This window comes from Funiculus sociatus GB2-C1, from assembly GCF_039962115.1.
Taxonomy (GTDB): domain Bacteria; phylum Cyanobacteriota; class Cyanobacteriia; order Cyanobacteriales; family FACHB-T130; genus Funiculus; species Funiculus sociatus.
On sequence record NZ_JAMPKJ010000081.1, the window covers coordinates 1 to 25,969 of the forward strand.

General features: G+C 46.6%; 27 protein-coding genes and 1 pseudogene. 11 read left to right on the forward strand and 17 right to left on the reverse strand.

Going from position 1 to position 25,969, the window contains the following annotated elements:
* Positions 1-73: 73 nt before the first annotated feature.
* On the reverse strand, positions 74-481 hold the full coding sequence (locus NDI42_RS25195; protein ID WP_190460029.1) for a lecithin retinol acyltransferase family protein: 408 nt from the start codon (positions 479-481) through the stop codon (positions 74-76).
* Between the two features lie 231 nt (positions 482-712).
* Here NDI42_RS25195 and ggt point away from each other — a divergent pair, with 231 nt between their 5' ends.
* Complete coding sequence (gene ggt / locus NDI42_RS25200) at positions 713-2,269, forward strand: gamma-glutamyltransferase (RefSeq protein WP_190460031.1); 1,557 nt, start codon at positions 713-715, stop codon at positions 2,267-2,269.
* Between the two features lie 8 nt (positions 2,270-2,277).
* Here ggt and NDI42_RS25205 read toward each other — a convergent pair whose 3' ends face one another.
* Positions 2,278-2,574 carry an acylphosphatase gene (locus NDI42_RS25205; protein ID WP_190460033.1) on the reverse strand — a complete coding sequence of 99 codons (297 nt, stop codon included), beginning with the start codon at positions 2,572-2,574 and terminating at the stop codon, positions 2,278-2,280.
* 133 nt (positions 2,575-2,707) lie between these two features.
* Positions 2,708-3,088, reverse strand: coding sequence for a polyribonucleotide nucleotidyltransferase (locus tag NDI42_RS25210; RefSeq protein ID WP_190460035.1), 381 nt, complete (start codon positions 3,086-3,088; stop codon positions 2,708-2,710).
* 391 nt (positions 3,089-3,479) lie between these two features.
* Between NDI42_RS25210 and NDI42_RS25215 the strand changes: the two genes are divergently transcribed.
* Positions 3,480-4,016, forward strand: a complete 537-nt coding sequence (locus tag NDI42_RS25215; RefSeq protein ID WP_190460037.1) for a CPBP family glutamic-type intramembrane protease — start codon at positions 3,480-3,482, stop codon at positions 4,014-4,016.
* Between the two features lie 217 nt (positions 4,017-4,233).
* Here the strand turns inward: NDI42_RS25215 and NDI42_RS25220 are convergent, their stop codons facing one another.
* A complete protein-coding gene (locus tag NDI42_RS25220) occupies positions 4,234-4,530 on the reverse strand; it encodes a DUF3593 domain-containing protein (RefSeq protein WP_190460039.1) in 297 nt (98 codons plus the stop codon).
* Positions 4,520-4,885, reverse strand: coding sequence for a DUF2499 domain-containing protein (locus NDI42_RS25225; protein ID WP_190442058.1), 366 nt, complete (start codon positions 4,883-4,885; stop codon positions 4,520-4,522). Before NDI42_RS25225 ends, NDI42_RS25220 begins: the two co-directional genes overlap by 11 nt.
* Between NDI42_RS25225 and NDI42_RS25230 the strand changes: the two genes are divergently transcribed.
* A complete protein-coding gene (locus tag NDI42_RS25230; protein ID WP_190460041.1) occupies positions 4,884-5,030 on the forward strand; it encodes a hypothetical protein in 147 nt (48 codons plus the stop codon). The two genes, NDI42_RS25225 and NDI42_RS25230, sit on opposite strands and share 2 nt — an antisense overlap.
* Before the next feature lie 50 nt (positions 5,031-5,080).
* Positions 5,081-6,133 carry a polysaccharide pyruvyl transferase CsaB gene (csaB, locus tag NDI42_RS25235; protein ID WP_190460050.1) on the forward strand — a complete coding sequence of 351 codons (1,053 nt, stop codon included), beginning with the start codon at positions 5,081-5,083 and terminating at the stop codon, positions 6,131-6,133.
* Positions 6,134-6,321: 188 nt separating this feature from the next.
* On the opposite strand, the gene NDI42_RS25240 is transcribed toward csaB, so the two are convergent.
* The gene (locus tag NDI42_RS25240; RefSeq protein WP_190460073.1) at positions 6,322-6,861 is read right to left on the reverse strand and encodes a GNAT family N-acetyltransferase; all 540 of its coding nucleotides are present in this window, start codon (positions 6,859-6,861) and stop codon (positions 6,322-6,324) included.
* A 139-nt stretch (positions 6,862-7,000) separates the two neighbouring features.
* On the opposite strand from NDI42_RS25240, the gene NDI42_RS25245 reads away from it, so the two are divergent.
* Positions 7,001-8,485, forward strand: coding sequence for a hypothetical protein (locus tag NDI42_RS25245; RefSeq protein WP_190460052.1), 1,485 nt, complete (start codon positions 7,001-7,003; stop codon positions 8,483-8,485).
* 199 nt (positions 8,486-8,684) lie between these two features.
* On the opposite strand, the gene NDI42_RS25250 is transcribed toward NDI42_RS25245, so the two are convergent.
* Positions 8,685-10,859: an NAD(P)/FAD-dependent oxidoreductase gene (locus tag NDI42_RS25250; RefSeq protein ID WP_190460053.1), complete on the reverse strand. Its 2,175-nt coding sequence runs from the start codon at positions 10,857-10,859 to the stop codon at positions 8,685-8,687.
* A gap of 297 nt (positions 10,860-11,156) precedes the next feature.
* Here NDI42_RS25250 and NDI42_RS25255 point away from each other — a divergent pair, with 297 nt between their 5' ends.
* Together NDI42_RS25255 and NDI42_RS25260 are read left to right on the forward strand one after the other, a co-directional pair.
* Entirely contained in the window at positions 11,157-11,387 is a 231-nt protein-coding gene (locus NDI42_RS25255) for a hypothetical protein (RefSeq protein WP_190419923.1), read from the forward strand.
* 67 nt (positions 11,388-11,454) lie between these two features.
* The gene (locus NDI42_RS25260) at positions 11,455-12,135 is read left to right on the forward strand and encodes a phosphatase PAP2 family protein (RefSeq protein ID WP_190460075.1); all 681 of its coding nucleotides are present in this window, start codon (positions 11,455-11,457) and stop codon (positions 12,133-12,135) included.
* A gap of 83 nt (positions 12,136-12,218) precedes the next feature.
* On the opposite strand, the gene NDI42_RS25265 is transcribed toward NDI42_RS25260, so the two are convergent.
* The 8 genes from NDI42_RS25265 to NDI42_RS25300 form a co-directional block, all read right to left on the reverse strand.
* Positions 12,219-12,761, reverse strand: a complete 543-nt coding sequence (locus NDI42_RS25265; RefSeq protein ID WP_199311464.1) for a four helix bundle protein — start codon at positions 12,759-12,761, stop codon at positions 12,219-12,221.
* Positions 12,724-14,892, reverse strand: coding sequence for a response regulator (locus tag NDI42_RS25270; protein ID WP_190460055.1), 2,169 nt, complete (start codon positions 14,890-14,892; stop codon positions 12,724-12,726). Before NDI42_RS25270 ends, NDI42_RS25265 begins: the two co-directional genes overlap by 38 nt.
* A 125-nt stretch (positions 14,893-15,017) precedes the next feature.
* On the reverse strand, positions 15,018-16,157 hold the full coding sequence (locus tag NDI42_RS25275; protein ID WP_199311465.1) for a sensor histidine kinase: 1,140 nt from the start codon (positions 16,155-16,157) through the stop codon (positions 15,018-15,020).
* 9 nt (positions 16,158-16,166) lie between these two features.
* The gene (locus NDI42_RS25280; RefSeq protein WP_199311466.1) at positions 16,167-16,550 is read right to left on the reverse strand and encodes a response regulator; all 384 of its coding nucleotides are present in this window, start codon (positions 16,548-16,550) and stop codon (positions 16,167-16,169) included.
* Between the two features lie 168 nt (positions 16,551-16,718).
* Positions 16,719-17,180: a response regulator gene (locus tag NDI42_RS25285; RefSeq protein ID WP_190460058.1), complete on the reverse strand. Its 462-nt coding sequence runs from the start codon at positions 17,178-17,180 to the stop codon at positions 16,719-16,721.
* A 135-nt stretch (positions 17,181-17,315) separates the two neighbouring features.
* Complete coding sequence (locus NDI42_RS25290; RefSeq protein ID WP_190460059.1) at positions 17,316-19,097, reverse strand: sensor histidine kinase; 1,782 nt, start codon at positions 19,095-19,097, stop codon at positions 17,316-17,318.
* Between the two features lie 124 nt (positions 19,098-19,221).
* A complete protein-coding gene (locus tag NDI42_RS25295) occupies positions 19,222-21,129 on the reverse strand; it encodes a GTPase family protein (protein ID WP_190460061.1) in 1,908 nt (635 codons plus the stop codon).
* 58 nt (positions 21,130-21,187) lie between these two features.
* Positions 21,188-21,349 carry a hypothetical protein gene (locus tag NDI42_RS25300; RefSeq protein ID WP_348231703.1) on the reverse strand — a complete coding sequence of 54 codons (162 nt, stop codon included), beginning with the start codon at positions 21,347-21,349 and terminating at the stop codon, positions 21,188-21,190.
* Between the two features lie 66 nt (positions 21,350-21,415).
* Here NDI42_RS25300 and NDI42_RS25305 point away from each other — a divergent pair, with 66 nt between their 5' ends.
* A complete protein-coding gene (locus NDI42_RS25305; protein ID WP_190460063.1) occupies positions 21,416-23,278 on the forward strand; it encodes a tetratricopeptide repeat protein in 1,863 nt (620 codons plus the stop codon).
* 40 nt (positions 23,279-23,318) lie between these two features.
* Here NDI42_RS25305 and NDI42_RS25310 read toward each other — a convergent pair whose 3' ends face one another.
* Positions 23,319-24,008, reverse strand: coding sequence for a CPBP family intramembrane glutamic endopeptidase (locus NDI42_RS25310; RefSeq protein ID WP_190460065.1), 690 nt, complete (start codon positions 24,006-24,008; stop codon positions 23,319-23,321).
* Positions 24,009-24,088: 80 nt separating this feature from the next.
* On the opposite strand from NDI42_RS25310, the gene NDI42_RS25315 reads away from it, so the two are divergent.
* Positions 24,089-24,280, forward strand: coding sequence for a type II toxin-antitoxin system Phd/YefM family antitoxin (locus tag NDI42_RS25315; protein WP_190460067.1), 192 nt, complete (start codon positions 24,089-24,091; stop codon positions 24,278-24,280).
* Here the strand turns inward: NDI42_RS25315 and NDI42_RS25320 are convergent.
* Positions 24,263-25,054: an IS5 family transposase gene (locus NDI42_RS25320; RefSeq protein WP_190460069.1), complete on the reverse strand. Its 792-nt coding sequence runs from the start codon at positions 25,052-25,054 to the stop codon at positions 24,263-24,265. The genes NDI42_RS25315 and NDI42_RS25320 overlap by 18 nt on opposite strands.
* A gap of 91 nt (positions 25,055-25,145) precedes the next feature.
* On the opposite strand from NDI42_RS25320, the pseudogene NDI42_RS25325 reads away from it, so the two are divergent.
* Positions 25,146-25,259 (forward strand): annotated as a pseudogene (locus tag NDI42_RS25325) (type II toxin-antitoxin system Phd/YefM family antitoxin); the annotation flags it as partial.
* Positions 25,256-25,639: a type II toxin-antitoxin system VapC family toxin gene (locus NDI42_RS25330; protein WP_190460071.1), complete on the forward strand. Its 384-nt coding sequence runs from the start codon at positions 25,256-25,258 to the stop codon at positions 25,637-25,639. The pseudogene NDI42_RS25325 and the gene NDI42_RS25330, both read left to right, overlap by 4 nt.
* The last annotated feature ends 330 nt before the right edge of the window (positions 25,640-25,969 follow it).

Here is a 25,969-nt window from a genome sequence, read left to right on the forward strand (position 1 = left end):
TCTCTTCAATCTCCGCCCCCTAAAGCGTCTGCCAAATCCTGTAATTGCTTAGTCAGACTACACTTAAGGCTGGTTATTTGGCTACTGGGTCATCCAAATGAGCGAACGGTGAGATAATTGTAGCCGTACCTGTACTTCCAGCCGCGCCTCCCGCAGCTGCTTTAGCACGGTGAACTTGCTCACTCTCTTTCTTGCCAGTCTTGCACCATGTAGCGAAGTGTTCGCAGTTGTTGTCGAAAAGGTCGTATTTCTCTTCCTTCAACTTGCTTTTTGCTCGTTGAATTACGATATCTGGCGGATCGCACTTACCATACTCCCTGACAAATACTGTTTTTCCTGTTATGAACTCAGCTATGGGAGTGCAGTCAATAGTACCTTTTAGCTTTTCACCTGTGTAATGGATAACAGTGCCGTCACCACAATCAATACCATGATGGTCGTAAACACCGCAGTTGACGTAGATATGATCGCCTTGTGACATGAGCAAGTCTCCTTTGAGGGCAGCAGGTATAGTAAAGCTGCTCAAGTGAGTTCTAACACTACATACTCCTTGTATCCTTGAGTAGTTACACGGGGATGAACATCAATTTGTTAAGAAAACCTGACAATAGTAGTGGCGCTGACAACTTGCGATCGCAGTAAAGACATTAAACTGACCTACATCTGCGTCCTAGCATAGTTTTACGGAATAGAAACAAAAACAATAAATTTTATGTTAAAAAAAACTCACGGTGTGATTGCTGCTGGACATGAACAAACTGCCGAAGCAGGAATTGAAATGCTTCGCTTAGGTGGGAACGCTTTTGATGCGGCGGCGGCGGCAATGTTAGCTTCTTTTGTTACTGAGGCTGCGCTTACCTCGGCGGCTGGTAGTGGTTTTCTTTTAGCCCATACTAAAGATAATCAAAATACTTTATTTGACTTTTTCTCGCAAACGCCACGCCACAAAAAGAGCCAGGATAATCTTGATTTTTATCCAGTTAAAATTAACTTTGGCGGTGCCTTACAAGAGTTTCACATTGGTCTTGGATCAATGGCTGTACCAGGAAATATCGCTGGAGTTTTCCACGTTCACCAGAAACTAGGTAGATTGCCTTTTAAGGTCGTTGCTGAACCAGCAATTCGCTATGCAAATACTGGAGTAAAAATCAATGATTATTCATATTACTGCTTGACAATTCTCAAGCCCATAATGCTTTTCTCTACAGAAATGCAACAAGTTTTTACTCCTGGCGGGGAACTTGTTCAGTCTGGAGAAACAGTATATATGAGAAACTTGGCTGATACTTTAACTTATATATCTGAAAATGGGATTATAGAATTTTATGAGGGTGAAATTGCACAACGCTTAGTTAAAGATTGTCAAGATTATGGCGGTTATTTAACCTTAGAAGACCTCCAAAATTATCGGGTTATCGAGAGACAACCTTTAGTTATCAATTACCGCGATAATACATTTTTGACTAATCCTCCCCCTAGTTCTGGAGGAATACTCATTGCTTTTGCTTTAGAACTACTTTCAAAAGTGAATTTAGCTGGCATTGATTTTGGCAATTGTGGCCATTTAGAAATACTGGCTAATGTGATGCGTTTAACTAATGATGCCAGGAAAGATAGATATAATGCTAATACTCATCAAGAAGATGTTGTCCAAAGTTTTTTATCTGATGAGCATATTGCTATATACGAACCTCAATTAACCGAAATTGTCAATAAATGGGGAAGCACTACTCATATCAGCGTTGTTGACAGCGAAGGAAATGCGGCTAGTGTTACTACTACCCACGGCGAAGGATCTTCTTATGTAATTCCGGGAACTGGCATCATGGTTAATAATATGCTGGGAGAAGCAGATTTGAATCCGCATGGTTTCCATGAATGGGCAGAAAATACCCGGATTTCATCCATGATGGCACCAACTATGGTACTTAAAAATAATCAGCCAGAAATTGTTCTGGGTTCTGGTGGTTCTAACAGGATTAGAACGGCAATATTACAAGTTATTTCCAATATTATTGATTTTCAAATGGATGTTAATGCGGCGGTGAATAGTCCCCGCGTTCATTGGGAAAACAATATTTTTAATATTGAACCAGGATTCAGCCAGGAGGAAATAAAAAAATTGGCGCTTCCCTCTAGCAATGAATTAGTTTTATGGGAAAAGAAAAATATGTTTTTTGGTGGCGTTCATACGGTTATGGAAAATTCAGAAGGATTGATTGAAGGCGCAGGCGATCGCCGTCGCAGTGGAGCGATCGCTACCTGTTAGAATCTTACCTATCGCCTCATTTCAAACCCGCGCAATCTTTCCGGTGTCTCATACTCAACCGCCACATCTTTAACTACAGCAGCTGATGGCCCCTGGTGACACCAGCGAATCATTTCCTCGACAATATCCTGCATTCCTTCAAAAACGGCTTCTACCCGCCCGTCGGGGAGATTTCGCACCCAACCGCTGACCCCCAAATACTTAGCCTGCTGTGCTGTTGAGTATCGATAACCAACTCCCTGAACGATTCCAGAAACGAAAACATGGGCGCGGATCTCTTCCGGTAACGCTGATGGGTTCTGCATCAATTTGTCCCTGTCTATGACAGCTTTCCAAATTAAAAGTTTTGTCTTGGTTCATTTTAAGCAGAAATGGCGTCAGCTATTGAGCTAACGCCATTCAATTCATTTCCACAGTTGTTAATCCAAGCCGAAAGATTTAATCGTCGTCGTCATCGTCATCGTGTTTGCGGTGATGTCCATGCTTACGATCGTCATCATCGTCATCATCATCGCGATCGCGATATTCACCGCGATGTTTGTACTCGCGATCGCCATCGTCATCATCATCATCATTATCGCGATCGCGATATCTGTAATTGCGATCACCATCGTCATCATCATCATCGCGTTTGCGATATTCCCTGTCATCATTACGATAGCGATCGCGTTCTCTATATTCTCTGTCATTATCGTGATCGCGTTCGCGATATTCCCTGTCATCATTACGATAGCGATCGCGTTCTCTATCTTCCCTGTCGCGATCGCCTCCTTCCCGGTTCACACCTGGTATATTTCTAAATAGATCGCCTATTCCCATAACTCCCTCCTAAAATCGCTTTCTTGAATCTTTCCTACTCAAACGATTTCAACTCTACTTAGTAGTTTGTCATAGCATTTTTACCGATATCTCTTCCAACAGATATAGATTCCCATCTATAGGAATCTTTGCAACTTTGCTTAATAATATAAATAATTAAAGTTTGTATACTTATCCTCAATTAGTGCGATACATCTTTAGGATCATGGCATTGCCATGCCTCTACCAAACGTTAGAACCGCAATATATTCCACCTAACTGAGAAACGCTATACTCTCTCAATTTTATAATTTTCTATTTTCAATTCAATAATTGCTTTATGGGAATAATAATTTCCACTTTAACCTAAAAGTTGTTAACTTATTTACATCCACCTTAAAGCATATTTTTGATGTCATTTGAACTCTTCCATCGTCTCATTGCTGCTTTCTCTAAGTTACCCAACGCCTCAGCTTGGCTATATTCAGCTGCACTGGTAGTCATATATGCCTTAATTTCTTTACCCATTGGATTGAAGCTGGGCTTTCTAAAAATTGAGGTACAAACCTCGTGGGAGATTGTTATCGGTGTCATAGCAAAATGTCTGCTGTTTCCTGCGATAACAGAAGAGGTATTTTTTCGCGTTTTACTCCTCCCTCATCCCGCAGAAAATGCTTCAACAGTTACTCTGTGGTTCTGGGGATGTATCAGCTTGGTAGCTTTTATTGTTTATCATCCCCTCAATGCTTTAACCTTTTATCCAGAGGGACTCAAAACTTTTTTTGATCCGGTTTTTCTACTCTTAGCTGCACTTCTTGGAATTATCTGTACTCTTGCCTATTTCCAGAGTGGTTCTCTGTGGACTCCGGTAATGATTCACTGGCTGGTTGTAGTTGTATGGATACTTCTATTAGGTGGGTTTAGTAGGTTACAGTCATTAGTCAGTTAGAAGGTTGGGTGACTAAGGGCTAATAACTAATAATTAACAAATTTTTTGTTTTAACCCCTAGACTTCAAGCATTTTTTTCTGATATACTGATTTTGATGAGGAAGAACTAGGCTGCAATATTTTTTTGAATCGGATTTTCATTATCTAAATATACATCAAAGAGCGCCACGAAAGAGTAATTTAGAATACCTTAATTTAAAAAAATCATAAATTACTATCACCTAGATTGTTGGCGAATTTGTAGTATTGCTTGGCGGAAACCGAGGACAATCAAAATATTAGAAAGCGTCAAGAAAACTTCTGCACCACCGTGCAACAAATCGACATTTGCTAAGGACTCTCCATAGGCAACTTTGGCGTAAATTCCAGCGGGAATGGTGACACCAACAAAAACCAATGTCATGTAGAAGCCAATTAAGGCTAATCGTGGCATTTGTCTGCTACGGGTGAGAAACCAGAGAAAGCCTAAGTAGGGAAATAAAGAAAGTGCAAAAAGGGTTTCTTTAGAAATCATTATTTTGATTTTTTAGGGGCGATGGTGAATTGTTTTGATTAACGGGTAGGGCGGAGTTAGCAACTCGTGATGTGCGCCAAATCCACCAGCCAGCTGCTAAGAGGGTGAAGTTACCAACCAGCGTCATCGCCGCTTGGAGGGTGACAATCCAATCTAGGGATTCGGGGTTGTCGAAAAAGTGCCAGGTGCAGGCACACATGGCGCTGACTAAAGCTGGTAGCATGGCAAAGGACAACGCCCACCACGCCCGGTTGCGAGTAATTTCGCCGTAAGTCCAGATTAGCCAAATGGCGGCGATCCACTCAATGACGCTGGAGACGTGAATAATCCAAGTGGGAATTGAGAGTGCGTGCATGGAAGATTGGGGATTGGGGATTGGGGATTGGGGATTGGGGATTGGGGATTGGGGAAGAAAAATTAATCCTAGATTGGAAACTGGGGACTGGGGATTGGGGGCTGGGGAAGAAAAATTAATTCAGTTTAAAATTTTTCGCTTCTAGCTACTAGCTTTTACTATCCTACAGCTCAGGTTTGCTGGTAAAGTTTCAGCATGGAAAAGATTCGAGCAGTATGTTGCGGATATTATGGGCAGGGGAATGCAGGCGATGAGGCGTTGCTGGCTTCGCTGTTGCAAATGCTACCAGATAATGTGTTGCCTTTGGTATTGTCTGGCGACCCAAAAAAAACACGCGATCGCTACAATGTTGAAACCTTCTCGCGCAAAGCTTTCTTTCCAGTTCTAAAAGCTTTGCGCCAGTCAGATGTGTTTATCTGGGGTGGAGGTAGTTTAATCCAAGATGCTACCAGCGCCGTCAGCCCCCTATATTATGCGGGATTGATGGGATTAGCGCAGCAACAAGGTTTGAAAACTATTGCTTGGGCGCAGGGAATTGGCCCTTTAAATCGCCAGCTGACTCGCTGGGTGGCGCGAAACGCTTTTGCTGGTTGTAGTGCTGTAAGTGTACGCGATCGCGCTTCTGCTAACCTACTGAGAAATTGGAAAATATCCTCGATTATCGCCCCCGATCCAGTTTGGGCGTTAGATTCGCTACCAGTAAAAGGACTTTGGGACTTACCCGCGCCCAGAGTCGCCATTACATTGCGATCGCATCCCCAACTTACCCCAACTCGGCTTAATAATCTCACCCGCGCCCTGATAGACTTTCAGAAAGCAACCGAAACCTGCATTTTACTGGTGCCATTTCAACTGAATCGAGATTATGCGATCGCGCAGTCAATTGCATCGCAATTACCCGGCCCCAATCATATTTTCTCTCTAGAAGACCCCAGAGAATTAAAAGGATTATTTCAAGGCGTAGAAATGGCAATTGGGATGAGATTCCACAGCCTAATTATGGCAGCATCCCAAGAATGTCGCTGCTTTGCTCTCAGCTATGACCCCAAAGTTAACCTTTTGATGGAAGAATTAGCAATGCCGGGATGGGATTTAGACCAATTGCCAGATGACCCTAACACAATTAGTAAAGCTTGGCTAGAACACTACGTAAATGGCGATGCCCTCACACCCCATCAAATACAATCTTTGGTAGATAGATCCTTGATGCACCGGGATTTGTTGGCTGAAGCTTTAGCCGTGGGATAGCAAAAACTTTGCTTATAAATCTTCCACCAGTGTTAAATCGAGGCAATCGCTATGAACGAAGTACACCATCACCAATGAAAAACACGCGCCCCCAGCCTCTTCCCTACAAAGAAAGGGAAGCCAGAAGCAATACGGTTTAACTAAACAGTATTACCTAGACTTCAACCTGCGGCTGCATCATTTAATACTTAAATTTGCCAATCCCTAGCAAGCATCCCGTAAACAACCAGATCGACAAAATGATCGTACAGCCATTGGCTAGAGCGGAGAGTCCCTTCGTTGGTAAATCCTAGTCTTTCCGGAACTGCCCGACTCTTGAAGTTTCCTACAGCACAGCGAATTTCTACCCGGTTAAGGTTCAACTCATCCAGCGCATGATGTACCATAGCGCCACAGGCTTTAGTCATCAGCCCCCGTTTTTGGAAATTTTCACCCAGCCAGTAACCGATGCTTGTTGAACGGTTATCCCAATCAATCGTGTGATAGGCAATACACCCGGCTATGCGACCCTTATACCAAATTCCCACAGGAAATCCGTCATTGGCTGAGAATTTTAAGGAACTTTCGATGAAAGATTTTGTATCTTCCACAGTTTTTGTCTCATCAACCCACGGTAGCCATTCCCGAAGATAGTTGCGGCAAGAGTCGGTGAGGGCAAATAATTCCTCTGCGTGTTCAACCTCAAGTAATTTGAGTTCAGTTTCCTCGTCGATGCAAAATTTGAATATGGTATCATTCCCCCGCAAGAACTCTGTTGTGAAATAATCTAATAGAATTGGCTCAACACTGATTTTAAAAAAGCCGTTATTGATAACGCTATATCAAATCCCTTCTAAACACCCCTGACCCTCTCTTAAAATTAGAGCAATGAGTGAAGCTGACACCCCGCAAGACGAAGCTAACAAGTACCAGCCCCCGTCGGAATTATTAAAGGATGAAGCCGGAAGGATGAAGGATGAACAAAGAAACGATGAAGGTTCAGGGATGAACGCCGAAACAGATTCTCCGATTCCGCCTTCATCCGTAGACCTCGAACCTTCCGAGTTTCCTCCACAGGAGGAACCTCGCGTGCAAAAAGTTGTTAGCTTGGTGCATACTCCCCCAACCTCCCAGGAGGAGACCACAGCGCCGAGTATGAAGTCCCAGCCGCCGATAGATACGCCTAATTTATTTTTGCTGGCGGCGGAACTGCGTCAGCGAAATCGGGATTTGCTCGTGCGAGTGAATCATCTAGAAAAAGCTTATGCTGAGTGTCAGGAGGCATTGCAGGCGCAAAAAGTGCGATCGCAATCTCAAGAAACCTTACTCGCCCAAGCTTCCGAACAACTCAAGGCTTCCCAAGAGCAAGTAACTCGCCTGTTTCGGGAACTAGAATCATCTCATCAAGCCGCCCAACGTCAGCAAATATTGATAGAAACGCTGACACAGCAGCTAGAAAACTCTCAGGAACGAATAGCCCAGCTAGAGAGAGAATGCGCCTTTACTCAACAACGCTACAACGAGCAATCTCACCAACTGTTTCAAAGTGAAAATCATGCCCGCGAGTTAAGCGCCCGCCTGCACCGCCAGCAGCGCCAAACCTTGCAATTCAAAGCGGCGCTAGAAAAGTGTCTGGAAATGCCCGCCTCGACAGCCGCTGACCCCGAAGCAAATCTACCAGGTGCCAACTGGGCGCAGCGCCAACCCAAAAACGCTCCCGATCCCTCATCACTGGTTCCCAAAGCCCAGCCGATCCAACCTTGGTCAGTGCGATCGCATTTCCTCGACCACCAAGTCGATGAGGAACAGAGTAACCCCACATCATCTTCTTATTCGCCAATTACAGACACAACATCGTTTGTCTCCGCAGATTGGGAACCTATGGAAGAGGAGATGTCTAACTCCCAAGAAGAAGAATTAAGAGTTGTAGAACAAGATTTTGCCTCTGTACTGGATGATTATCCACTACCAACTGAAGTGGACTATATCTATTCCATCTCTGACCCAGAAACAGCTTCTCCTCAAGAAATTTCAGCGATTGAGGAGGAAATCGAAGACTTGCTGCTGGCTGTGACTTCAGTACCAGATGAGAATGATGAACCGGAAACCATCGACACCCCAGCGTCAGATTACAGATTTCCTTTTTCATCATTTCTCGAAGATACTTCCGAAGATGATGCTGATGTGAACGCCACACAGGAGGAAGCCACCCCAAGGGAAGAAGAATTTGCCGCCGCTTCGCCAGCCCAGCGTTCTGATGCTATTCTCTCCCAACCCAACTGGCCTTCACCAATTGTTTATCCCCAGCGCCCCCCTAAAGGTAGAAAAACGTTGGCAGCAATAGAATTGCCAACGTTTCCGAAAAGAAAGTAGAAATTAACTTGATGTGCTTTCTTTACAGATTCAGTTCCTCCCTTGGAAAGGGGCGCAAAGGTATCAAACGCCTGTTGTCTTAACGTTTTGATCCCCCCAACCCCCCTTTTTTAAGGGGGCTTAAGAAAAAGTTGTCTTAACGTTTTCATTCCCCTAACCCCCTTTCCAAGAGGAGCTTAAGAAAAAGTTGCATATTGCGTTAATTCTTAATTAACAGCCTCTCGCCTCTCCAGGGCGATCGCTCTTGGCTTTTGGGACGACGACCCTGTTCAGCACTCAAAGCATAACTCTGGGTCAGCAACCACAGCCACAGAGCCGGATATCGGTCTTCCAGCCAAGGTTGTAGGCGCTGGATCAAACCGGGGAACCAACCCCCTAGCAACCAGAGATAGACAGCATTCAGAGTAAAGCTGAAGTAACTGCCTAGCCAACGCAGGATATCCTTTGGCCCCGCAAGTTCCCAAATCCAGGGCAGCAAAGAGGGGTTTTGCCAAGCAGCTATCAGCGCTAGGCGATTAAAGGTCAGCCAATCCACTCGGTCTTTAATAAAAGTATCTGCCACCTCTGGTGGTTCCGTCGCCAAAAGCCCAAAAAAGGTATTCAGCATCGAGTTAATCCGTTGGGGTGGCAAGTAACGCCCCGTGGGAACCATCATCCCCTTGGAAAAGAGCCAGGCGACTGAGACGTTGCTTTGATAAGCGCGAATCTGGTTTAATTGACGCGCCTTCAACAAATCATGCTTTAGTGCAGTATCCAAAAGCGCCGTCAAACGTCCCAGATTGCGGACTAAAGAGCCAAAACCAGTAAATACGAGGGGAGATTGTAGAGAAGCCGCATCGCCAATGCCAATCAGTCGGTCATAGGCGACAGTGCGATCGCTACCTCCCACACTAAAATGGCCCGGAATATACCCAAACGTCGGCTTTTTCCAAACCAACTTTTCCATATCGCACCGACGATACTCCGGCAGAATTGTAAAAAAGTCTTCATACATCTCTAACAAAGAGCCGGGATTATCGGGATGCACCTGATGGTAATGGAACAGATAAATAGTAATTTCCTCACCTTCCGCCGGGAATAACTCCCAAATCAGTTGTCGCCCCCGCGAAATATCCCCGTGACTGTTCAACACATCGCCATACTGGGAATCCCAAACCCCAGGCTCAAAACCACTGGCAATAACAGCCCCCACCGTAGGACAGACACTATCAAAAGCGCGATCGCCATTCAGCTGCCACGCAATCGGCGACGCAGTACCCATCGCATCCACCAGCAACCGTCCAGCCGCTTGTCGCGGCGATTGGCTAGGTAGATGTTTCGCCGAAACTACAACTTCCTTTTTCCCAACATCAGCCCGGATAAACTCCGTCTCATCCCAGATTTCGCCCCCAGAAGCCAACAGCTTTTCCCCGCACAGTCGCAGCAACTTCTCCGAATCCAAACCCACATTCAGCACCGTTGGCGTATGCAAAATCTGTGCTTTCAGCTTAGGCGGATTGTTACCATCGAAAAATTTGTTAAACCCGTCCACATACTCTGCTGCAATAATGCTTTCAAACTCCGCAGGGGTAAATAAGCCCAAATTAATTAAACTTTGGAACTCATCGCGGGAAATATTCCACTCCCGGTTCATCCGTCCGAAAGGCAGCCTTTCCAGCAGCAGCACCCGATAGCCGAGTTTAGCCATAACAGCCGCATGAATGACACCCAAAGCACCACCGACATAAATTAAGTCGTAGCTGGGGATTGGGGATTGGGGATTGGGGATTGGGGATTGGGGATTGGGGATTGGGGATTGGGGATTGGGGATTGGGGATTGGGGATTGGGGATTCTCCCAGTCTCCCCTGAATCTGAAAACACTACCTGACGGGGTTGCTGCGGATTGCGGACACTTTCTCGCCAACGCTGCTCCCACCAGTAGACGCGGTTAAGGTCAGACTCGCCATTGGGCATTTTCTGAAAGAATCTGACTGTTTCTGGGTAATAGGGAGCCAAAGCCTCGAAGATAGATTGTTGCGACAAATCAATCTTTGGTGGTTCTGGGTACTCTTGGGGAAACTGGCGTCTCAGACCTGAGTTGAGTTGTTGCAGAATTTGTTTTTCACCGGGGACGCGATCGCCCCAACGAAAGACCTTCACGTAAGTCGTGCGCTGTACTGACCAAACAAATATCGAGAGTTCGGTTTGCGGAATCTTCGCCGTTTCGCTTGTATCGGTGTTGTTAGTGTTGCCACCACCCCTAAATTGCAGCCTAATACCATCGGATGTGATAATTTTCTCACCCAAAGATAGATGCTCGAATTCCTGCTGTAACCAGACACGGACGGCGGCTGTATCCGGGGTAGGAACTTCTAAGTAACAAATTTCTCTCATATTGGTGATCTCCATTAGGGAACCTCTTACTGAGGAAGACAGAGTAAACAGGTGTCAAAGTGCGCTAAACTTCCGGATACGAATTGCTTAGAATTGATTAAAAAAGTTTACACAAAGCTCATTTTCTTAATGTAAAGGGTGCAACTGTTGTACGGGCGGGAAACCGCTCTTGACGAAAGCCCTGAGCGCATGGTAGAGGAGCCAGTTTCTAGGAAGGCAAAAGACAAAAAAAAGAATTTTTTTGTTTTTTGCCACCTCCTCCCCAGTCCCTAATCCATAATTTCCCGTCCCTACGCCATGAATTATCCCATCCCAGCTAGTCCCCAAGAAATTGTCGATTTACGTCAAAAGCCTGTCGATGAAGAGTTAGTCGCAGCCGCGATCGCAGGCGTGATAAATATTGCCCGCCAAGAAGGGCAGTCTTTAGACGAGTTAACTGCCCAAGTGCTAGCAGAAGATGGTCTGCTAGATCCGGCGCAAAGAAGCTGGCTTAGTGACATTGTTGCCCAAGCCTGGGCTAGTCTATAAAAGACTGGAACGTTAAAAAATCGTGAAGGACATCATCAAGCATATCTTCTCAGCTTTGCCGCAGTGGATGAGTTCTCGGCTGTTTGGTTTGATATTTACAATTCGAGCAGCAGGGTTATTGCTTGCAGCCTTGGCGCTGTGGGGATTTGCCCAGATCGCTGACGAAGTTTTAGACAAAGAAAGCCAATTTATCGACACGGCAATTTTACTGGCTCTCCAGCGTCTGCATACGCCGCTACTAGATCAAGTAATGACAGGTATCACCTTTTTCGGCGAACCGGAGTTGCTGCTAATCATCTGTCTCGGCTTCGCGGCTTGGTTGTTGCTGCGAGGTAATCGGTCACAAGCGACAACCCTCGGAATCGCCTCTTTGGGTGCCGTTGGCTTAAATTATTTGCTCAAAGACCTATTTGCCCGCGATCGCCCGGCGCTGTGGGATCGGATCGTTGATGTCCGCTACTACAGCTTTCCCAGTGGTCATGCAATGATTTCAATGGTCGTCTACGGCGCGATCGCTTACTTGCTGATTAAAAACTTCGGCAAGTGGAGCAATTTAATTATCATCACCACAGTTGCATTAATTTTCAGCATTGGTCTGAGTCGGCTTTATCTGGGTGTCCACTGGCCCACTGATGTCTTAGCTGGGTATGCAGCAGGCATAGTGTGGTTAATGACCTGTATCTTCAGCCTGGAATTCTGGCAATATCGCCAGGTAAGCAACTCAAACACAGTAGCGCCGAGTGAATAGGGATTGGGGATTGGGGATTGGGGATTGGGAATTGGGAATTGGTAAAAAGTCTTACCTAGTCCCTAGTCCCCAGCCCCCAGCCCCTAGTCCCCAGCCCCCAGTCCCTTTTCTCTAGTACCTTGCTCCCGAATATACTGGTTTCCATATTCTTCACCGCCTTGTTGTCGGGAGCGGATGAAACGACAGTAGCCGTTAAGAGCTTTTTCAATTTGCTCTTGGATCTGCCTAACCCAGCTTAATTGTTCTGTAGTACAGTATCCGACGCTTTCAGCAATGATGAAAGCACTTTTGGTTTCAGCCAAGGAACCACGAGCAATGTAGAGAAAACGCAAACGATCTAAGAAGTGATAGCGTCCATAGCCCTCAGCGATATTCAATACCAGGCTACAGGCTGATCGTCGCAATTGATCGCTCAAATTATAGCGTTCGCGATCTGGCAAACTATCTGCCAACCGATAAGCTGCTTTAAGTAGCTTAAGGCTATCTTGATAAAATTCTAAAGACTCAAAACCTTTTTCTCCCATACATCCTAATCTGTAATCTTTGTTCTTCCCCAGTCCCCAGTCCCCAATCCCCAATCCCCAATCCCTAGCCCCTAGCCCGTCCAGCCAGGGACGCGATCGCATTCACCAAGATATCAGGATCAATTGGTTTGGGCAGGTACATCTGGAAGCCTGCGGATAGCGCCTGTATTTTGTCTTCTTGCCTGCCATAAGCCGTCAGCGCGATCGCTTTTAACATCTCACCTTGTCCCTTCTCTTTGAGCCTAATTTGGCGAATCAAATCGTAACCATTGGCCTTTGGCATTCCAATGTCACTCACAAGTACATCAGGCTGGAATTTTTCCAAAGCTTGCAAAGCTTCATCCACACAGGAAACTGCTGTCACTTTCGCACCTTCCCCTTCCAGAATCATTACCAGCAAATCCAACGTATCAGGGTCATCATCAACACTCAGCACTTGTAACCCATCAAGTAATTTTGAATTTTGGATTTTGGGTTTTGGATTGTCTGTTCTCGGTTCGCTGGCTTTCCTGGCATCTATTATGGGGAGATTGACGATAAACGTTGCTCCCTGTCCTTCTCCTTTACTTTCTGCAAAAATAGTCCCGCCGTGCAGTTCCACCAGTTGTCGAGCGATCGCTAATCCCAAACCTAATCCATTGCGCGAGCGTGTAGTGGTACTATCTGCTTGGCGAAAACGGTCAAAAACATACGGGAGAAAGTCGGCGCTAATGCCTTCACCTGTATCGCTAACGGTGATCCTGGCGTAGGAGATGGGGGATTGGGGATGGGAGATTGGGGAAGATAATAATTCTTGTTTTTGGCTTTTACCTTCCTCTTTTTGAACCTCTGTTGAGGGAATCGCCTTTTGCCTTTCTATCTCCCCATGTTCTAAAGAAAGGTGGACTTCTACTTGTCCGCCTGGAGGTGTAAACTTGATGGCATTAGAAAATAAATTCCAGACAACTTGCTGTAAGCGATTCAGATCGCCCATCACCAGGAATTGTGGATTTTCCACAAGGGGCGGATCGGATTTTGGATTGATGGCAATTGGGGATTGACTCTTGACTGGGGAATCTTCCACTCTCCCATCCCCTGAACCCAAGGGAGAATCCAAAATCAAAAATCGAAAATTGATTGATTTGGCTTCAGCTGATAACCGCACAGTATTGAGAGTATTTTCAATTACTCTCACCAGATTCACAGGTGATATCTGTAGTTGCATTTGTCCTCGCATCAAGCGAGAAGTATCCAGAATATCTTCAATTAACTGATTCTGCTGGAGGGCGTTGCGTTCAATAACTTCCAGACTGCGCTTTCTGGTTGCTTCATCGAAGTTGCGACTGCGTAGCAATTGCGTCCAACCTAAAATTGCGTTCAAAGGGGTGCGGAGTTCGTGAGAAACGATCGCTAGGAACTCATCTTTTAAGCGATTTGCCACCTCTAATTCTTCTGCGTATTGCCGCAGTTCTACCTCCCGCTGCTTGCGATCGCTAATGTCCACATCAACCCCGATCATCCGCCTAGCTTTACCCTTTTCGTCGGATAAAACTTGACCTCTGCCTACCAGCCAGCTAACGCTACCGTCACTCCTGACAACGCGAAATTCTTGGTTAAAGTTCGTTCTGGTTGATAAAGCATTGCTTATGCCTTTGTCAACTACTTCTCGGTCTTCTGGGTGAACGCAGGCGAGAAATGCCTCATAAGTTCCCTGAAAGCTGCCTGGAGCCAAACCAAATAACCGTTCGCAATCCTCAGACCAAATCACCTCACCTGTTAAAATATTCCAGTCCCAGCTACCCATCTGGGCAGCAAAGAGCGCCAATCTCAGCCGCTCCTCACTCAGTTGCAATTCCTCAACAGCGGCAGCATATTCCCGACGCATCTTTTGCTTTTCCAAAGTGTCCCGCACAGCGATCGCTAAACGATGCAGAGGTTTTCGTTTGAGGACATAATCGCTCAACCCAGACTTCATCCCCTCCACAGCAACTTCCTCGCTGCCGCTATCAGTACACATAATTACTGGGCAGTCTGGATACAAAGCTTTAATAGCATTTAGAAGTGTCAAGCCATCAGTCCAGCCCAGCTCGTAGTCTACGATTGCTAGATCGAAATTGCCCACTTGTAGCACTTTGTCAAGACTTCTGGCATCAATAGGCGAAGTAAATTCCAGATTGGGAAACTCTTGCTGAAGTTGCCGCGTAACCAGGATGCGATCGTCTGGATTATCGTCAATTAGTAGTATGCGTAACATGGGGATTGGGGGCTGGGGACTGGGAATAACGAATCTTGAATGCTGAAATTTTTTTATTTATCCTTTATAGTTCATCATTCCTCATTTTTCCTGAGTCATTAGTTGCCCCTGTAAATCCCCGGTAGTCACTTATTCTCTCTGAGTAACCTTACCCAAAAGCGGCTACCCTGACCAACCTGGGATTCCACCCCTACTTTACCCCCCATCCGTTCTACTGCTTTGCGGACAATTGCTAGACCGATGCCAGTACCGGGGTATGTTTCCTCACCGTGCAACCGCTCAAAAACTCCGAAAATTTGCGATCGCTTCTCGCTGGAAATACCGATGCCGTTATCTTCTACCCACAGGCGTACAAATTCACCTTCTGTTTCTCCCGATATTCGCACTTGTGGCTGTATCCCAGGATCTACGAACTTGACGGCGTTTGAGAGCAAATTGACCACAACTTGTAATAACGTACTGCGATTACCCTGCACCACAGGTAATGCTTCTACGACACTCACCTGAGCATCTCGCTCTTTGAGTTCCCTTTCCAGTTGAGACAGCGCTTGGACGACAACAAACGAGAGATTAACAGGCTGAAGCTGTAATTTAGCGCTGCTCAATTGGCTATAGCTTAGCAAGTCCTGAATCAAGGTATTCAACTGCTCTGAAGCAGCCACAATGCGAAGAAGATAGTCCTCTGCGGTGGCATCAAGTTGGGCTATATAGTCCTCTAATAGTACCTGAGCAAAGCCCTGAATGCCCCGCAAGGGCGCACGCAAATCGTGAGAAACAGAGTAAGCAAATTCCTTGAGTGAGGCGTTGACTTCCTCCAGTTCGGCGGTGCGTTCCCTGACTCGACTTTCCAAGCTTTCATTGAGTTGGCGTAGGGAATTTTCAGCCTGCTTACGCTCAGTAATATCTTCTAGCAAGCCTTCTATGTAAGTCTCATCTTCAGGGGTATTCAAAGTTTGAGTCAGTAAAAGCCATTTCACTTGACCATCAGCTTGTGGCAGTTGAACTTCACAATTTTGGAGCATCGGTATATTATCTGTAGATCGACCATGATGCTCGCTATCTGCTAATTCAGAGGCAGGCTGGACACTTATTTCACAAAAGTCATCCAAAAGCGGACGCAAATTTATCCCTTGTTCTACTGCTGTCGAATTTAGCCCCAACAGACGCATGAATTCACTATTACTCTCTAGCAGACGACCTTCTGGAGTAGTCCGAAACACGCCGACGTTTAATTGATTCAGGAGAAACTGGAGACGATTTTCCAAACGTGCTATCTAACGCTTTGCCGTAACTCGTTCTAAAGCTGAACGCACAGCAACTGCAAGGCGGATGAAGTGCCTGGGAGATTTGATAATGTAATCATCTAAGCCAGCTTTCATCGCTTCTACCGCTATCTCTTCGTTGCCGGTATTGGTGAACATGATTACAGGGCAGCCGGGATAGCGGGATTTAATGATATTGAGAATTGTTAAACCATTGTTCCAGCGTAGCTGATAGTCTGTAACTACCAGGTCAATGCGATCGCCAACCATTGCTTGTGCCAAATCCTCTGCTGTGGCAACTTCTGTGATGCGGAGGTCTGGAAATTCTCGGTTTAGCTCGCGAGCAGTTAAAACTCGATCGTTCTGGTCATCATCGATTAAAAGGAAATGTAGCATTAGAAACTGGAAACTGGGGACAAAAAAGGCAAAAGGCAATTATGTCAAAAAAAGAATCTTCGCTTTTTCCTTTTTCCTTACAGACCGACCTCTACTCGCTGGTGGTGACATCAACGAGCAAGCCGACTGGTTGAACCAAGAATCCCCGTGCGTTCGCGCCGGGGAGTGTCAATCGACTCCACTCAGTCGAATTTCTGGCTGTTCGTTCAATAGCAGCCAATACAACTTGAGGGTTGTCATCACTTCTATTAAGGCGGTAAGACCAATAGGTTTAACCAAATAAGAATTAGCCCCTAAGTCGTAAGCATGATTAATATCAATATTTTCTTGAGAGGAAGTTAAGATAATCGCGGGCAGACGCTTGAGTTCGGGTTGCTGCCGCAGCCATGCCAGAACTTCATGACCTGAGCGGCGGGGCAGTTTCAGGTCTAATAAAATTAGCGAGGGTATGGGATAGCGCTCTCGGTCGGCGTATTCACCGCTACCGCTGAGATAGAAAACCGCAGCATCTCCGTCGCTGACGACTTGCATTGAGGCATTGGCTAAATTCGCCTTGCGGAAGGCACGCTGGGTGAGAAGAATGTCGTTAGGGTCATCTTCTACTAGCAAAATTGTGTGTGATCTGGTCATTGGGGGGTTGGGGACTGGGGATTAGGGATTGGGGACTGGGGACTGGAGACTAGGGACTGGAGACTGGGGACTGGGGGCTGGGGACTAGGGACTAGGCGCTGAGTAAAATTCTTCCCAATTCCCAATCCCCAATCCCTAATCCCCAGTCCCTCTTTGTAATTCAATCCAAAAGCGGCTTCCCTGTCCAAGTTTGGATTCTACTCCTACTTGTCCGCCCATGCGATCAATGCCTTTACGGACAATCGCTAAACCAATTCCCGTACCGGGATAAGTCTCGATTCCATGCAGGCGCTCGAAAACGCGAAAGATGCGTTGCTGGTGTTCGGGAGCAATACCAATACCATTATCTACCACCCAGAGGCGCACCCAGTCACCGCGCATTTCAGCCCAGACTTGCACTTCTGGTTGTACGCCCACATCTACAAATTTAATTGCATTCGTCAGGAGATTGGCGATCGCTTGAACTAAAGTAGGGCGATGAGCAATTACTTCTGGTAGCGGCGAAGTAATTGTAACTTGAGCTTGCTTTTGCTTTACGTCAGCTTCTAGTTGAGCGATCGCTTCTTTCATTACATCTGTTAAATTTATTACCTTCAGTTGCAAGTCAGCGCGGCTGAGTCGGCTGTAAGCAAGTAAGTCTTGAATCAGATTTTCCAACCGCTGGGCAGAAGAAACAATGCGCTGGGCATAGTCTTCACCAAGGTTGTCTAGAACATCGCCGTAGTCTTCCAGCAAAGCTTCTGCAAAGCCTTGCATCGCTCGTAAAGGGGCGCGGAGGTCATGGGAAACTGAATAAGCAAAGGCTTGTAGTTCGTCGTTTGCTTCTTGCAGTTGCAAAGTGCGCTGAATTACCCGCTCTTCCAAAGTTTCGTTAAGCTGTCTAATTTCCGCTTCTGCTTGTTTGCGATCCGTAATATCATTGAGCATCCCGACCATCCGGTTAGGACGGTTCTCGGCATCATACTGGAACCGCCCAAAAGAATTTACCCAGCGTATACTGCCATCTGGCAAAAGGACACGATACTCAGTTTGAAAGTCCTGCTGATCTTTCCGGGATGCTTGTATCCCCGCCTCAACTCGTGATAGGTCTTCAGGATGAACGCGGTCTGCCCATTCTTTGTAGCTTCGGTTCGGCTTGCCTGGTTCATAGCCAAAGATGATTTCGTGATAGGTTGTCCAAAATACCTGATTAGTGGTTATATTCCAATCCCACGATCCCATTTTGGCTGCGTCTAATGCTAAGGCTAGGCGTTCACTCTTCTGGCGCAGCTTTTGGGCTTCCTGTTGGCGTAGGGCGCGATCGCGTCGCATCAGATAGTACACTAAACCCAGCAGTGCCAAGCTGACAAAGGTGGCAAGGGTAAATGTAAGTATGGTTCGTTGGAGGTTAGCTTTTGATTCTTTAATCCGAGAAACCAAAAGTTGATTTTCTATATTTTTCATGTCAGCGATTTGCTGACGAATGCCATCCATAATTTGCTTACCCCGGTTGGTTCGGACAACCTGCTGGGAAGCTTCAAAGCCTTGTTCTCGCCGTAATTGGATTTTTTGTTCGAGATCGCTTAGTTTAAGAGCGATCGCACCCTCCAAGGACAGGATGCGCTGCTGCTGTTGTGGATTATCTGCGGTTAATTGCCTGAGAGATTTGATGTGAGTATTAATTTCGGCGATCCCACTCTGATATGGTTGCAGATACTGTTCTTCTCCCGTAATTAAATAGCCGCGTTGTCCGGTTTCGGCATCTTTTAAGGTGGAAAGTGTCGCCTCTAGTTCATTTAAAACCTGATAGGTATGACTTACCCACCGCTCATTTTCAAACACTTTTAGAATGTTGCGATAGGATACAACAGCATTGGTGAGGATAAGCACCAGTGTTACCCCAAGCCCGACTGTAATTTGTTGTGCAGATCGTTTCATGGCGGTAGACGGTGTTGCTTGACGCTTATACCATAAGGTTATCAAGTTGCGCGCAGGCGATATCGGCAGCATTCAATTTTTTTAATGTTGCCGACATATATCGGTAATCCGAAATTGATCTCATTTATAGATTCAGATAATACTCGAACCGCTCCCGGAGTTGTTCAACAGTTAGATTCTGGCTCCAATATTCCGTTAAAGCGTGACCAAATGCCCAAGCGTTGCGGTCGGGTGAGGCAGAGTTTTCCAGCAACAAGGGCCAAAGGGATAATAAGTCAAAGTTAAGAAGGTTTTCCCCCGGCTTCAACAACGAAAACAGATCATACGCCATCTGGAGTTTGCCAAGAACGACGGGCAACTGTTCCACGGGAATTTGCTCAGCCAGGAGATATGCTAGGTTTGGTCGTCCGGTTGTCAGGGTAGCGATGAACTGGAGAACGGGACTTTTGAGCAGTGCAGCCAGTCCCTGAGTTGTCGTCATCTGAAAGGTGTAGCGGTCGATGATTTTGGCAGCGGCGACAGTGCGGGCTTCTAGGTTACGCAAAAAGCGGGCAAGGCGGAGTTGCTTGGTAGGTGCGATCGCATCCACCAGTGCCAAGGATAGCGCCTCTATGCCCCAAGCGACTCGACCTGTTTTCATGTCACCAGTCACAACAGGCAAAACTAAATTGCAGAAATCATTTAGACGTTCAGCGCGATACTTGGTGGCTTCCCGAATAGAAATTTCCTTCGGGCGATCGCCTGATTCCCAGTTGTAGGGAGGATTCCATTCGCGGATGGGACGCAGCCGATCTACTTGAGTGACAATTGCGATCGCGCTCAAGTCTGCAATGTCTGCTTTCATATCTTTGAGAAAATCCACATCCATTTGCAGTGCCGGATCGAGGGCTGGAGTGACCAACAACAACAGATCCGCGTTTGTGGCGTAATCAAGCACCAGTTCCCGCAGATCCGCATGGTTCACTTGTTCGTAACCCGGCGTATCCCAAAGGGTTAGCGTTTCTCCATTTTGAAGCTGCCACTGGTAATTCTGAATTTTATCAGTGCTGGGCAACACATCCACGGCGGCTCGATCTGCCTGAAACAGCGTATTAATCAAGCTGCTTTTTCCAGACCCAGTTCGCCCCGCCAGTAGAATATTGACAGGTTTTTGCTCAACCGCGTCCGCAGGTTCTGCTTGAGCTAAGATTTCTCTCAGGGTTTGGGTCTTTGCCTTGGGTAGCGTCGGTGCAGCAGAGGATTCTGAGGCTGGTAGGGTAGTGCCGCCGTAGAGAGCGATCGCTTGCCGACATAAGTTCCGGAGAGCCGCTTCCCGCAACATCTGGCTCAAATTCCCCAGTAGTTCCTGAGTTGCCTGGTTGCTGGAACGTTGGCTGGCTACTTTTGCCACCGCCACCGCTGGGTTCAAAAGCCACTGGGCCCAGTTCCAGACTTGCCAAAGTTTCCGAGCAGATGGCTCCAGCTTGCGATAAACTCCGTATGCTTCGTATGCTTGCCCAATCGTAACTTGAGCGAGGGCGGGGGACAACTGCTGTATCCACCGATCCAAATCATCAACTGTTCCCCTAATCAGTCCAAAAGCTTGCGGAACGTAAATGTTGAGCAGGGGATACTTGACTTCCGGATTATAGACATGAGCGATCGCACTGACAAGATCCTGGCATCGCTGCCAAAAAGTTTGCCAATCTTCCCAAATTGGGCGATCGCTTTGTGCGGCTTTCAATATCTCTTGGAACCCGGCTTCTACTCGACTAGCGGTGTCATTTCCCTCTACTAGCCGTACTGTGTCTTCTCTATCAGATTCCAGCTCTGCACTAACTTCCGCTATTACAGATTCTATCTGCGCGATCGCCGGTCGAGTCCACTTCACTAGCAGCCAACGCCAACCCACGAATACGAGAGTAAATACAGCCCAAATCCAATTAATACCCCACTCGTGAATCTGCAATCCTGCCGATACCAGCAAGAAACCGACGATCGTTGCAATCGGCGTTGCCAACACCACCCACTGCCACACCTTTAATCGCATCATTGCCCCACCCCTCGATTAGACTTCTTATACCGTTATTGTCCCTAACATTCCTCTGATGCTAGACCCCATAATGGGGGATAACATGAGGAATCAGCGTATGCGATCGCTGTTGGTGGTTTAACGACGTTTGGAACAAGTTGATGTGCGCCTTAGCCAAAGATGCGCCAAAGAATAGTGGTAGAAGTTTAACGCCGTATGCAACTTTACAGTCAGAATCCACCAATTTATGGGGGCTTTCTTAAAGTTGCACATCGCGTAAGTTTAATATTCCTAAAGGGGCGTTGACATGAAACTGAAAATTTTACTGACAACAGTGCTGCTGACTTTCGCTTATCCTACAGCAGCATTTGGACCGAGTAAGGATAATCTGATTTACGGCGAGGCGATATTGTTAGCAAGTCTCGCAGCAGATTACATCTCCATTGGCAAGCTTGAGCCTGCTACACGGCTTCTTGATGAGGTATCTTCAGTCAGCCAAACAGTTGGCGGACTTTGCCCCAGATTGAGGCTATTGACAGATATGGCAGGCCAGTATGCTCTTCTAGGGCAGCAGGCACGTAGCGAGGCTATGTTTTCGCAAGTTCACAAGGCTGTTTCGATCAGGCAACCTTGTGAAGCTGAGGAGTCTTCCTCCAGCCGGAATGACCCACCAGCTTGGGTAATTGGGGCCATTTCGTTGCATGCTTATGCAGGGCGATATGATGTTGCACTAGCAATTGCCGATGGATTAACCGGAGAGAAGGGTTTTAATCCGCAAGATAGCGCATATGCAGAGAATTCTGGTATTGACATCCTTTTGGAGTTGCCATATCAATTAGATGATGTGAAATTACATGACCGAGCCACAGAGCTTCGCAAATATTTAGCAACCCTAGCCAACCGATATAATCAGGCTGGTCAAACCGATAAAGCTGGGAAAATATGGCATTTCCTAGCTAATCATTACAAGAGCATTGGTCAGCCGGAACGAGCGAGCGAATTTCAGAATTTAGTGGCGCAGGTGGGGTACAAACCAGAAAATCCACCATCACCACCGGGAAATCCAAACGCACCAGCTATTCAGCTATTGAGTCGTTGTCTACAACTAGAAACTTCCAATTTATTCTGGATGATCCCGGAAGTTCTGAGTAAGGAAAAACTGGCTCTGCTCATGGAAACCTGTAACAAGATTGCTACCACAGAAACCACAGAAGTTTCTACCCTCAGAGCCAGCTTATTAAAACAAATGGATGGGTTTGTGCAAGAAATTGCCGATCCAATCAAGCAGGGTAAGGCATTAGTCGCGGTTGCAAATGTATATTCGCAACTTGGTGAGAAGGACAAAGCAATCAAGCGACTTGGCCAAGCAGTATCTAGAGTTAGGAGCATTAGCGAACGTCTCCGCCAAGTTGGCCCGAAAAATCCGACTGGCTTAGATCGCAATTCCTTAGTGCCTCAAAATTTACCTCAAGCCAATCAGCTGGTTTCGACAGCGACAGATGCAGAAAGTCTTGTCGCAAAGATTGTCGAGGGATATCTACAGATAGGACAGATCGAGCAAGCCGTTGAAATTGCCGAACAGGTTCGGGCTGGAAAAATTTACCTTCTCGCCAACTTCAATTACGCCTATGCACAAATCGCGCCTAGTATCGTCCAATTCTATGCACAAACAGGACAGTTTGAACGAGCTTTTCAATTGGGAGGAACGTTCGGGGGAGGGAAAAGTAATGCACTGATGTATATTGCTCAGGAGTATTCAGCTAAAGGACAGCATGAGCAGGCAATTCAAACAGCTCAAAAGATTTCTGGGCTTGAATTGCAGAGTCCTGCACAGATTCTCAACGAAATGATTCTGGCAGCAATTCAGGCAGGGGAACTGGATTTGGCAGTCCGCTCAATTTCCTCTCTTGATAAGGCATCCAATCAGACAATGCAGCCAATAAACTTAAGCGGTGTTAAAGATGAATTGTGGCTTGAGGTAGTTCGTTCTTATGCACAGCGAAACCAGTTTGATATGGGTCTCAGAATGGTTGAAAGAATAGATAGAGACGGCGTAAAAGTAGAAGCATTAAGTCTACTTGTCCGTAACTTGGCTAAGGCAGGAGATGATAGACAAGCTTCTGAACTGATGGATCGCGCAGTGGCGATCGCGCGTTCAGTCTCACCCTAGTCGAGTGAGGCGACGATTTGAGGAATTTAGCGCGATCGCCTCACCCAAAGAGGAGGTGCCAGCCAACCAGAGCGATCGCCAGATCTGCCAGTAGATGACTGATATAACACGACCACAGGGAACGGTAAGTCAGATAGCACCATGACCACACAGCACCAGCAATGAAAACTCCCAGAGAACCTAACACCACAACAAGCCCGTTCCCGATGTACCCTGTCAGGGCAATAATATGATGCAGCGTGAAAAATAATGCAGCGAGATATACCGCACCAATTCCTGGAAGTAGGACTTCGCATTTGCGATACACAAACCATCGCCAGATGTATTCTTCGATCAGCGAGTTAATTACAGTAAAGTAGAAGGCACCGATCAGATAAACGGTGGGGGTGGCAATGCCGACTTGTTGTGCTTTTGCTCGAACATCGACCGAATCGATCCAGCGCTGCCCAACAATCCAGTAAGCACCGAGAATAATACCAAACATGAGCATTCCTAAAATCGATCCAGCTAGGAATTCTCGTCGCGAAGGCACAGACAGGACAACTCTCCCCCGATCGATCCACAACAACCATATCAGGGGTAGTGCCAGTATCCAAACTCTCGTCAGGACGAAGAGGAATTGTCCTACTGCTCCTGGTATGTACAACCTGCCAGCGATACCAATGCTGGCAGCAGAGACGAGTAGGAATAAAGCTAGCGCTGCATTTTGAGCAGAATGAGTTTTGAGCATTCTGGATTTTGTTGGATTGTTATTAACCCTTTGTCCAATATAGTTAGATTTGAAAGTAGCTGGTGTGCAACAGTGACGTTATGCTAACGGTAACGATTGAGGAAATTCAGCGAGATATTGCAACTTACCTTCACCAAGTCGAAGCAGGTGAGACTCTTATTGTCATGCAAGCAGGAAAGCCTGTTGCTGAAATTAGACCAATTTCACCAACCGTTAAGAGGATGTTTGGAAATACGGAGAGAGTAGAAAAAAGCTCAGGCAAGTCTGCGTAGCATCAATCGAATCATGGCGATATGAATGAAGGCTTCTGAAGAAGCAGGTAATCGCTCATAATCGACATTGAGACGACGGCACCAATGCAACCAACCGTAAGTGCGCTCCACCATCCAACGTTTAGGAAGCAGGACAAACCCTTGAGCACCCTTCGGTCGCAGAACGACCTCTAGAATCCAGCGGAAAGTATCGAGCACCCAATGCCCAAAGTCTTCTCCAGAGAAGCCTCCATCAACCCAAATGCGAACCAGTTGAGGTACCCGATGGCGTTCCTGATGAAGCGCTTCAAGCAGTTGCTTGGCTCCTTGTCGTTCGGGCACACTGGCAGCAACCACCCGCACGGCAATCAACAATCCCAAAGTATCAACTAAGGTGAAGCGTTTGCGACCCTTGATTTTTTTGCCTGCGTCATAGCCAACCGCCTGGTGTACCATCACCCCAGTAGGAACTGTTTGTGAGTCCAAGCTGGCAGCCGTTGGGGTACTGCTGTGATGGTCATCAACCCTTACCCACGCAACGAGATGGTCGTGAATACGCTTCCAACTGCCATCGTTGCGCCACTTGCGGAAGTAGTAGTAAACCGTTGAATAGGGTGGATACTCGTTGGGCAACAGTCGCCAAGCACAACCACTCACCAGCACATAGAGAATAGCTTGTAGCACCAGCATCCGGTTGACACTGCGAGGTCTACCGCTTTTGGATGCAGGACTGAGGAGAGATTCAAACAACTCGTATTGTTCAAAGGTTAGTTCGCTTGTATAGGCTAGAGTCATGGCTTCTTGGAGGGCTGTTTGGATTTCGATATAATTCAGCCTAAACCCCAGGAAGCTTTTCTCCCTACTGGTGCACTTTGCTACTTTCCAAACATCCTCTAAGCAACTTCGACCTTTTGCTCTTTGTGCTGGAGAGTTCACTGTACCAGATGATTTTGACACTCCATTACCAGAAGACATTCTGACCGCATTTGAGGGTACATGAAGCTACTGCTTGATGCTCATGTGTTTCTTTGGTTCATCAGTGGAGATCGCCGATTATCAAATGACCTGCGTGACAGTATCCGCGATTCAGACAATGAGGTATATCTGAGTGTTGTCTCAGTATGGGAAGCAATTATCAAGTATCAATTAGGCAAGCTACCACTGCCAGAGTCTCCCGAAACTTATCTACCCAAACAGCGCGATCTCCATCTCATCGCCAGTCTTCATCTAGATGAAAATAGTGTTGCTCAACTTGTCAATCTACCGCCGTTACACCGAGATCCATTTGATAGAATACTCATCTGTCAAGCTGTAGAGCATGGTTTGACAATTGCCACAGTGGATGCGGCAATTCGCGCCTATTCAGTTAGCGTCATTTAGAATATCTAAACAGCACTGTAGAGGGCGATCGCTCGTTCAGTCTCACCCTAGTCGAATGAGGCGACAATTGAAGGAATTTAGCGCGATCGCTCGTGGCAAAAAGTCAGCAGCGATCGCTTTTGGTCAACTAGCAGAGCCGCGCTCTTTCTAAGTTGGTTTTAGCTGCACTCTTACGTCAGCGCGCCTATTACACTGCAAACTGGAGTAGCGATAGGACTATAGCCTTTTCCTGTCTAGTGAGGTACGCTCAAAGCATAGAGCATGAGTATTTTCTTGATTAGAGATGAAACCCTACTCCCTTGACCTGCGGCAAAAAATTGTTGACACCTA

Bases quoted from the DNA above. Each gene is read 5' to 3' on its own strand.
- NDI42_RS25195 (WP_190460029.1), bottom strand. From the start codon at position 481: ATGTCACAAGGCGATCATATCTACGTCAACTGCGGTGTTTACGACCAT.
- ggt (WP_190460031.1), top strand. From the start codon at position 713: ATGTTAAAAAAAACTCACGGTGTGATTGCTGCTGGACATGAACAAACT.
- NDI42_RS25205 (WP_190460033.1), bottom strand. From the start codon at position 2,574: ATGCAGAACCCATCAGCGTTACCGGAAGAGATCCGCGCCCATGTTTTC.
- NDI42_RS25210 (WP_190460035.1), bottom strand. From the start codon at position 3,088: ATGGGAATAGGCGATCTATTTAGAAATATACCAGGTGTGAACCGGGAA.
- NDI42_RS25215 (WP_190460037.1), top strand. From the start codon at position 3,480: ATGTCATTTGAACTCTTCCATCGTCTCATTGCTGCTTTCTCTAAGTTA.
- NDI42_RS25220 (WP_190460039.1), bottom strand. From the start codon at position 4,530: ATGATTTCTAAAGAAACCCTTTTTGCACTTTCTTTATTTCCCTACTTA.
- NDI42_RS25230 (WP_190460041.1), top strand. From the start codon at position 4,884: ATGGAAGATTGGGGATTGGGGATTGGGGATTGGGGATTGGGGATTGGG.
- NDI42_RS25225 (WP_190442058.1), bottom strand. From the start codon at position 4,885: ATGCACGCACTCTCAATTCCCACTTGGATTATTCACGTCTCCAGCGTC.
- csaB (WP_190460050.1), top strand. From the start codon at position 5,081: ATGGAAAAGATTCGAGCAGTATGTTGCGGATATTATGGGCAGGGGAAT.
- NDI42_RS25245 (WP_190460052.1), top strand. From the start codon at position 7,001: ATGAGTGAAGCTGACACCCCGCAAGACGAAGCTAACAAGTACCAGCCC.
- NDI42_RS25250 (WP_190460053.1), bottom strand. From the start codon at position 10,859: ATGAGAGAAATTTGTTACTTAGAAGTTCCTACCCCGGATACAGCCGCC.
- NDI42_RS25255 (WP_190419923.1), top strand. From the start codon at position 11,157: ATGAATTATCCCATCCCAGCTAGTCCCCAAGAAATTGTCGATTTACGT.
- NDI42_RS25260 (WP_190460075.1), top strand. From the start codon at position 11,455: ATGAGTTCTCGGCTGTTTGGTTTGATATTTACAATTCGAGCAGCAGGG.
- NDI42_RS25265 (WP_199311464.1), bottom strand. From the start codon at position 12,761: ATGCGATCGCGTCCCTGGCTGGACGGGCTAGGGGCTAGGGATTGGGGA.
- NDI42_RS25270 (WP_190460055.1), bottom strand. From the start codon at position 14,892: ATGTTACGCATACTACTAATTGACGATAATCCAGACGATCGCATCCTG.
- NDI42_RS25280 (WP_199311466.1), bottom strand. From the start codon at position 16,550: ATGCTACATTTCCTTTTAATCGATGATGACCAGAACGATCGAGTTTTA.
- NDI42_RS25285 (WP_190460058.1), bottom strand. From the start codon at position 17,180: ATGACCAGATCACACACAATTTTGCTAGTAGAAGATGACCCTAACGAC.
- NDI42_RS25290 (WP_190460059.1), bottom strand. From the start codon at position 19,097: ATGAAACGATCTGCACAACAAATTACAGTCGGGCTTGGGGTAACACTG.
- NDI42_RS25295 (WP_190460061.1), bottom strand. From the start codon at position 21,129: ATGATGCGATTAAAGGTGTGGCAGTGGGTGGTGTTGGCAACGCCGATT.
- NDI42_RS25305 (WP_190460063.1), top strand. From the start codon at position 21,416: ATGAAACTGAAAATTTTACTGACAACAGTGCTGCTGACTTTCGCTTAT.
- NDI42_RS25310 (WP_190460065.1), bottom strand. From the start codon at position 24,008: ATGCTCAAAACTCATTCTGCTCAAAATGCAGCGCTAGCTTTATTCCTA.
- NDI42_RS25315 (WP_190460067.1), top strand. From the start codon at position 24,089: ATGCTAACGGTAACGATTGAGGAAATTCAGCGAGATATTGCAACTTAC.
- NDI42_RS25320 (WP_190460069.1), bottom strand. From the start codon at position 25,054: ATGACTCTAGCCTATACAAGCGAACTAACCTTTGAACAATACGAGTTG.
- NDI42_RS25330 (WP_190460071.1), top strand. From the start codon at position 25,256: ATGAAGCTACTGCTTGATGCTCATGTGTTTCTTTGGTTCATCAGTGGA.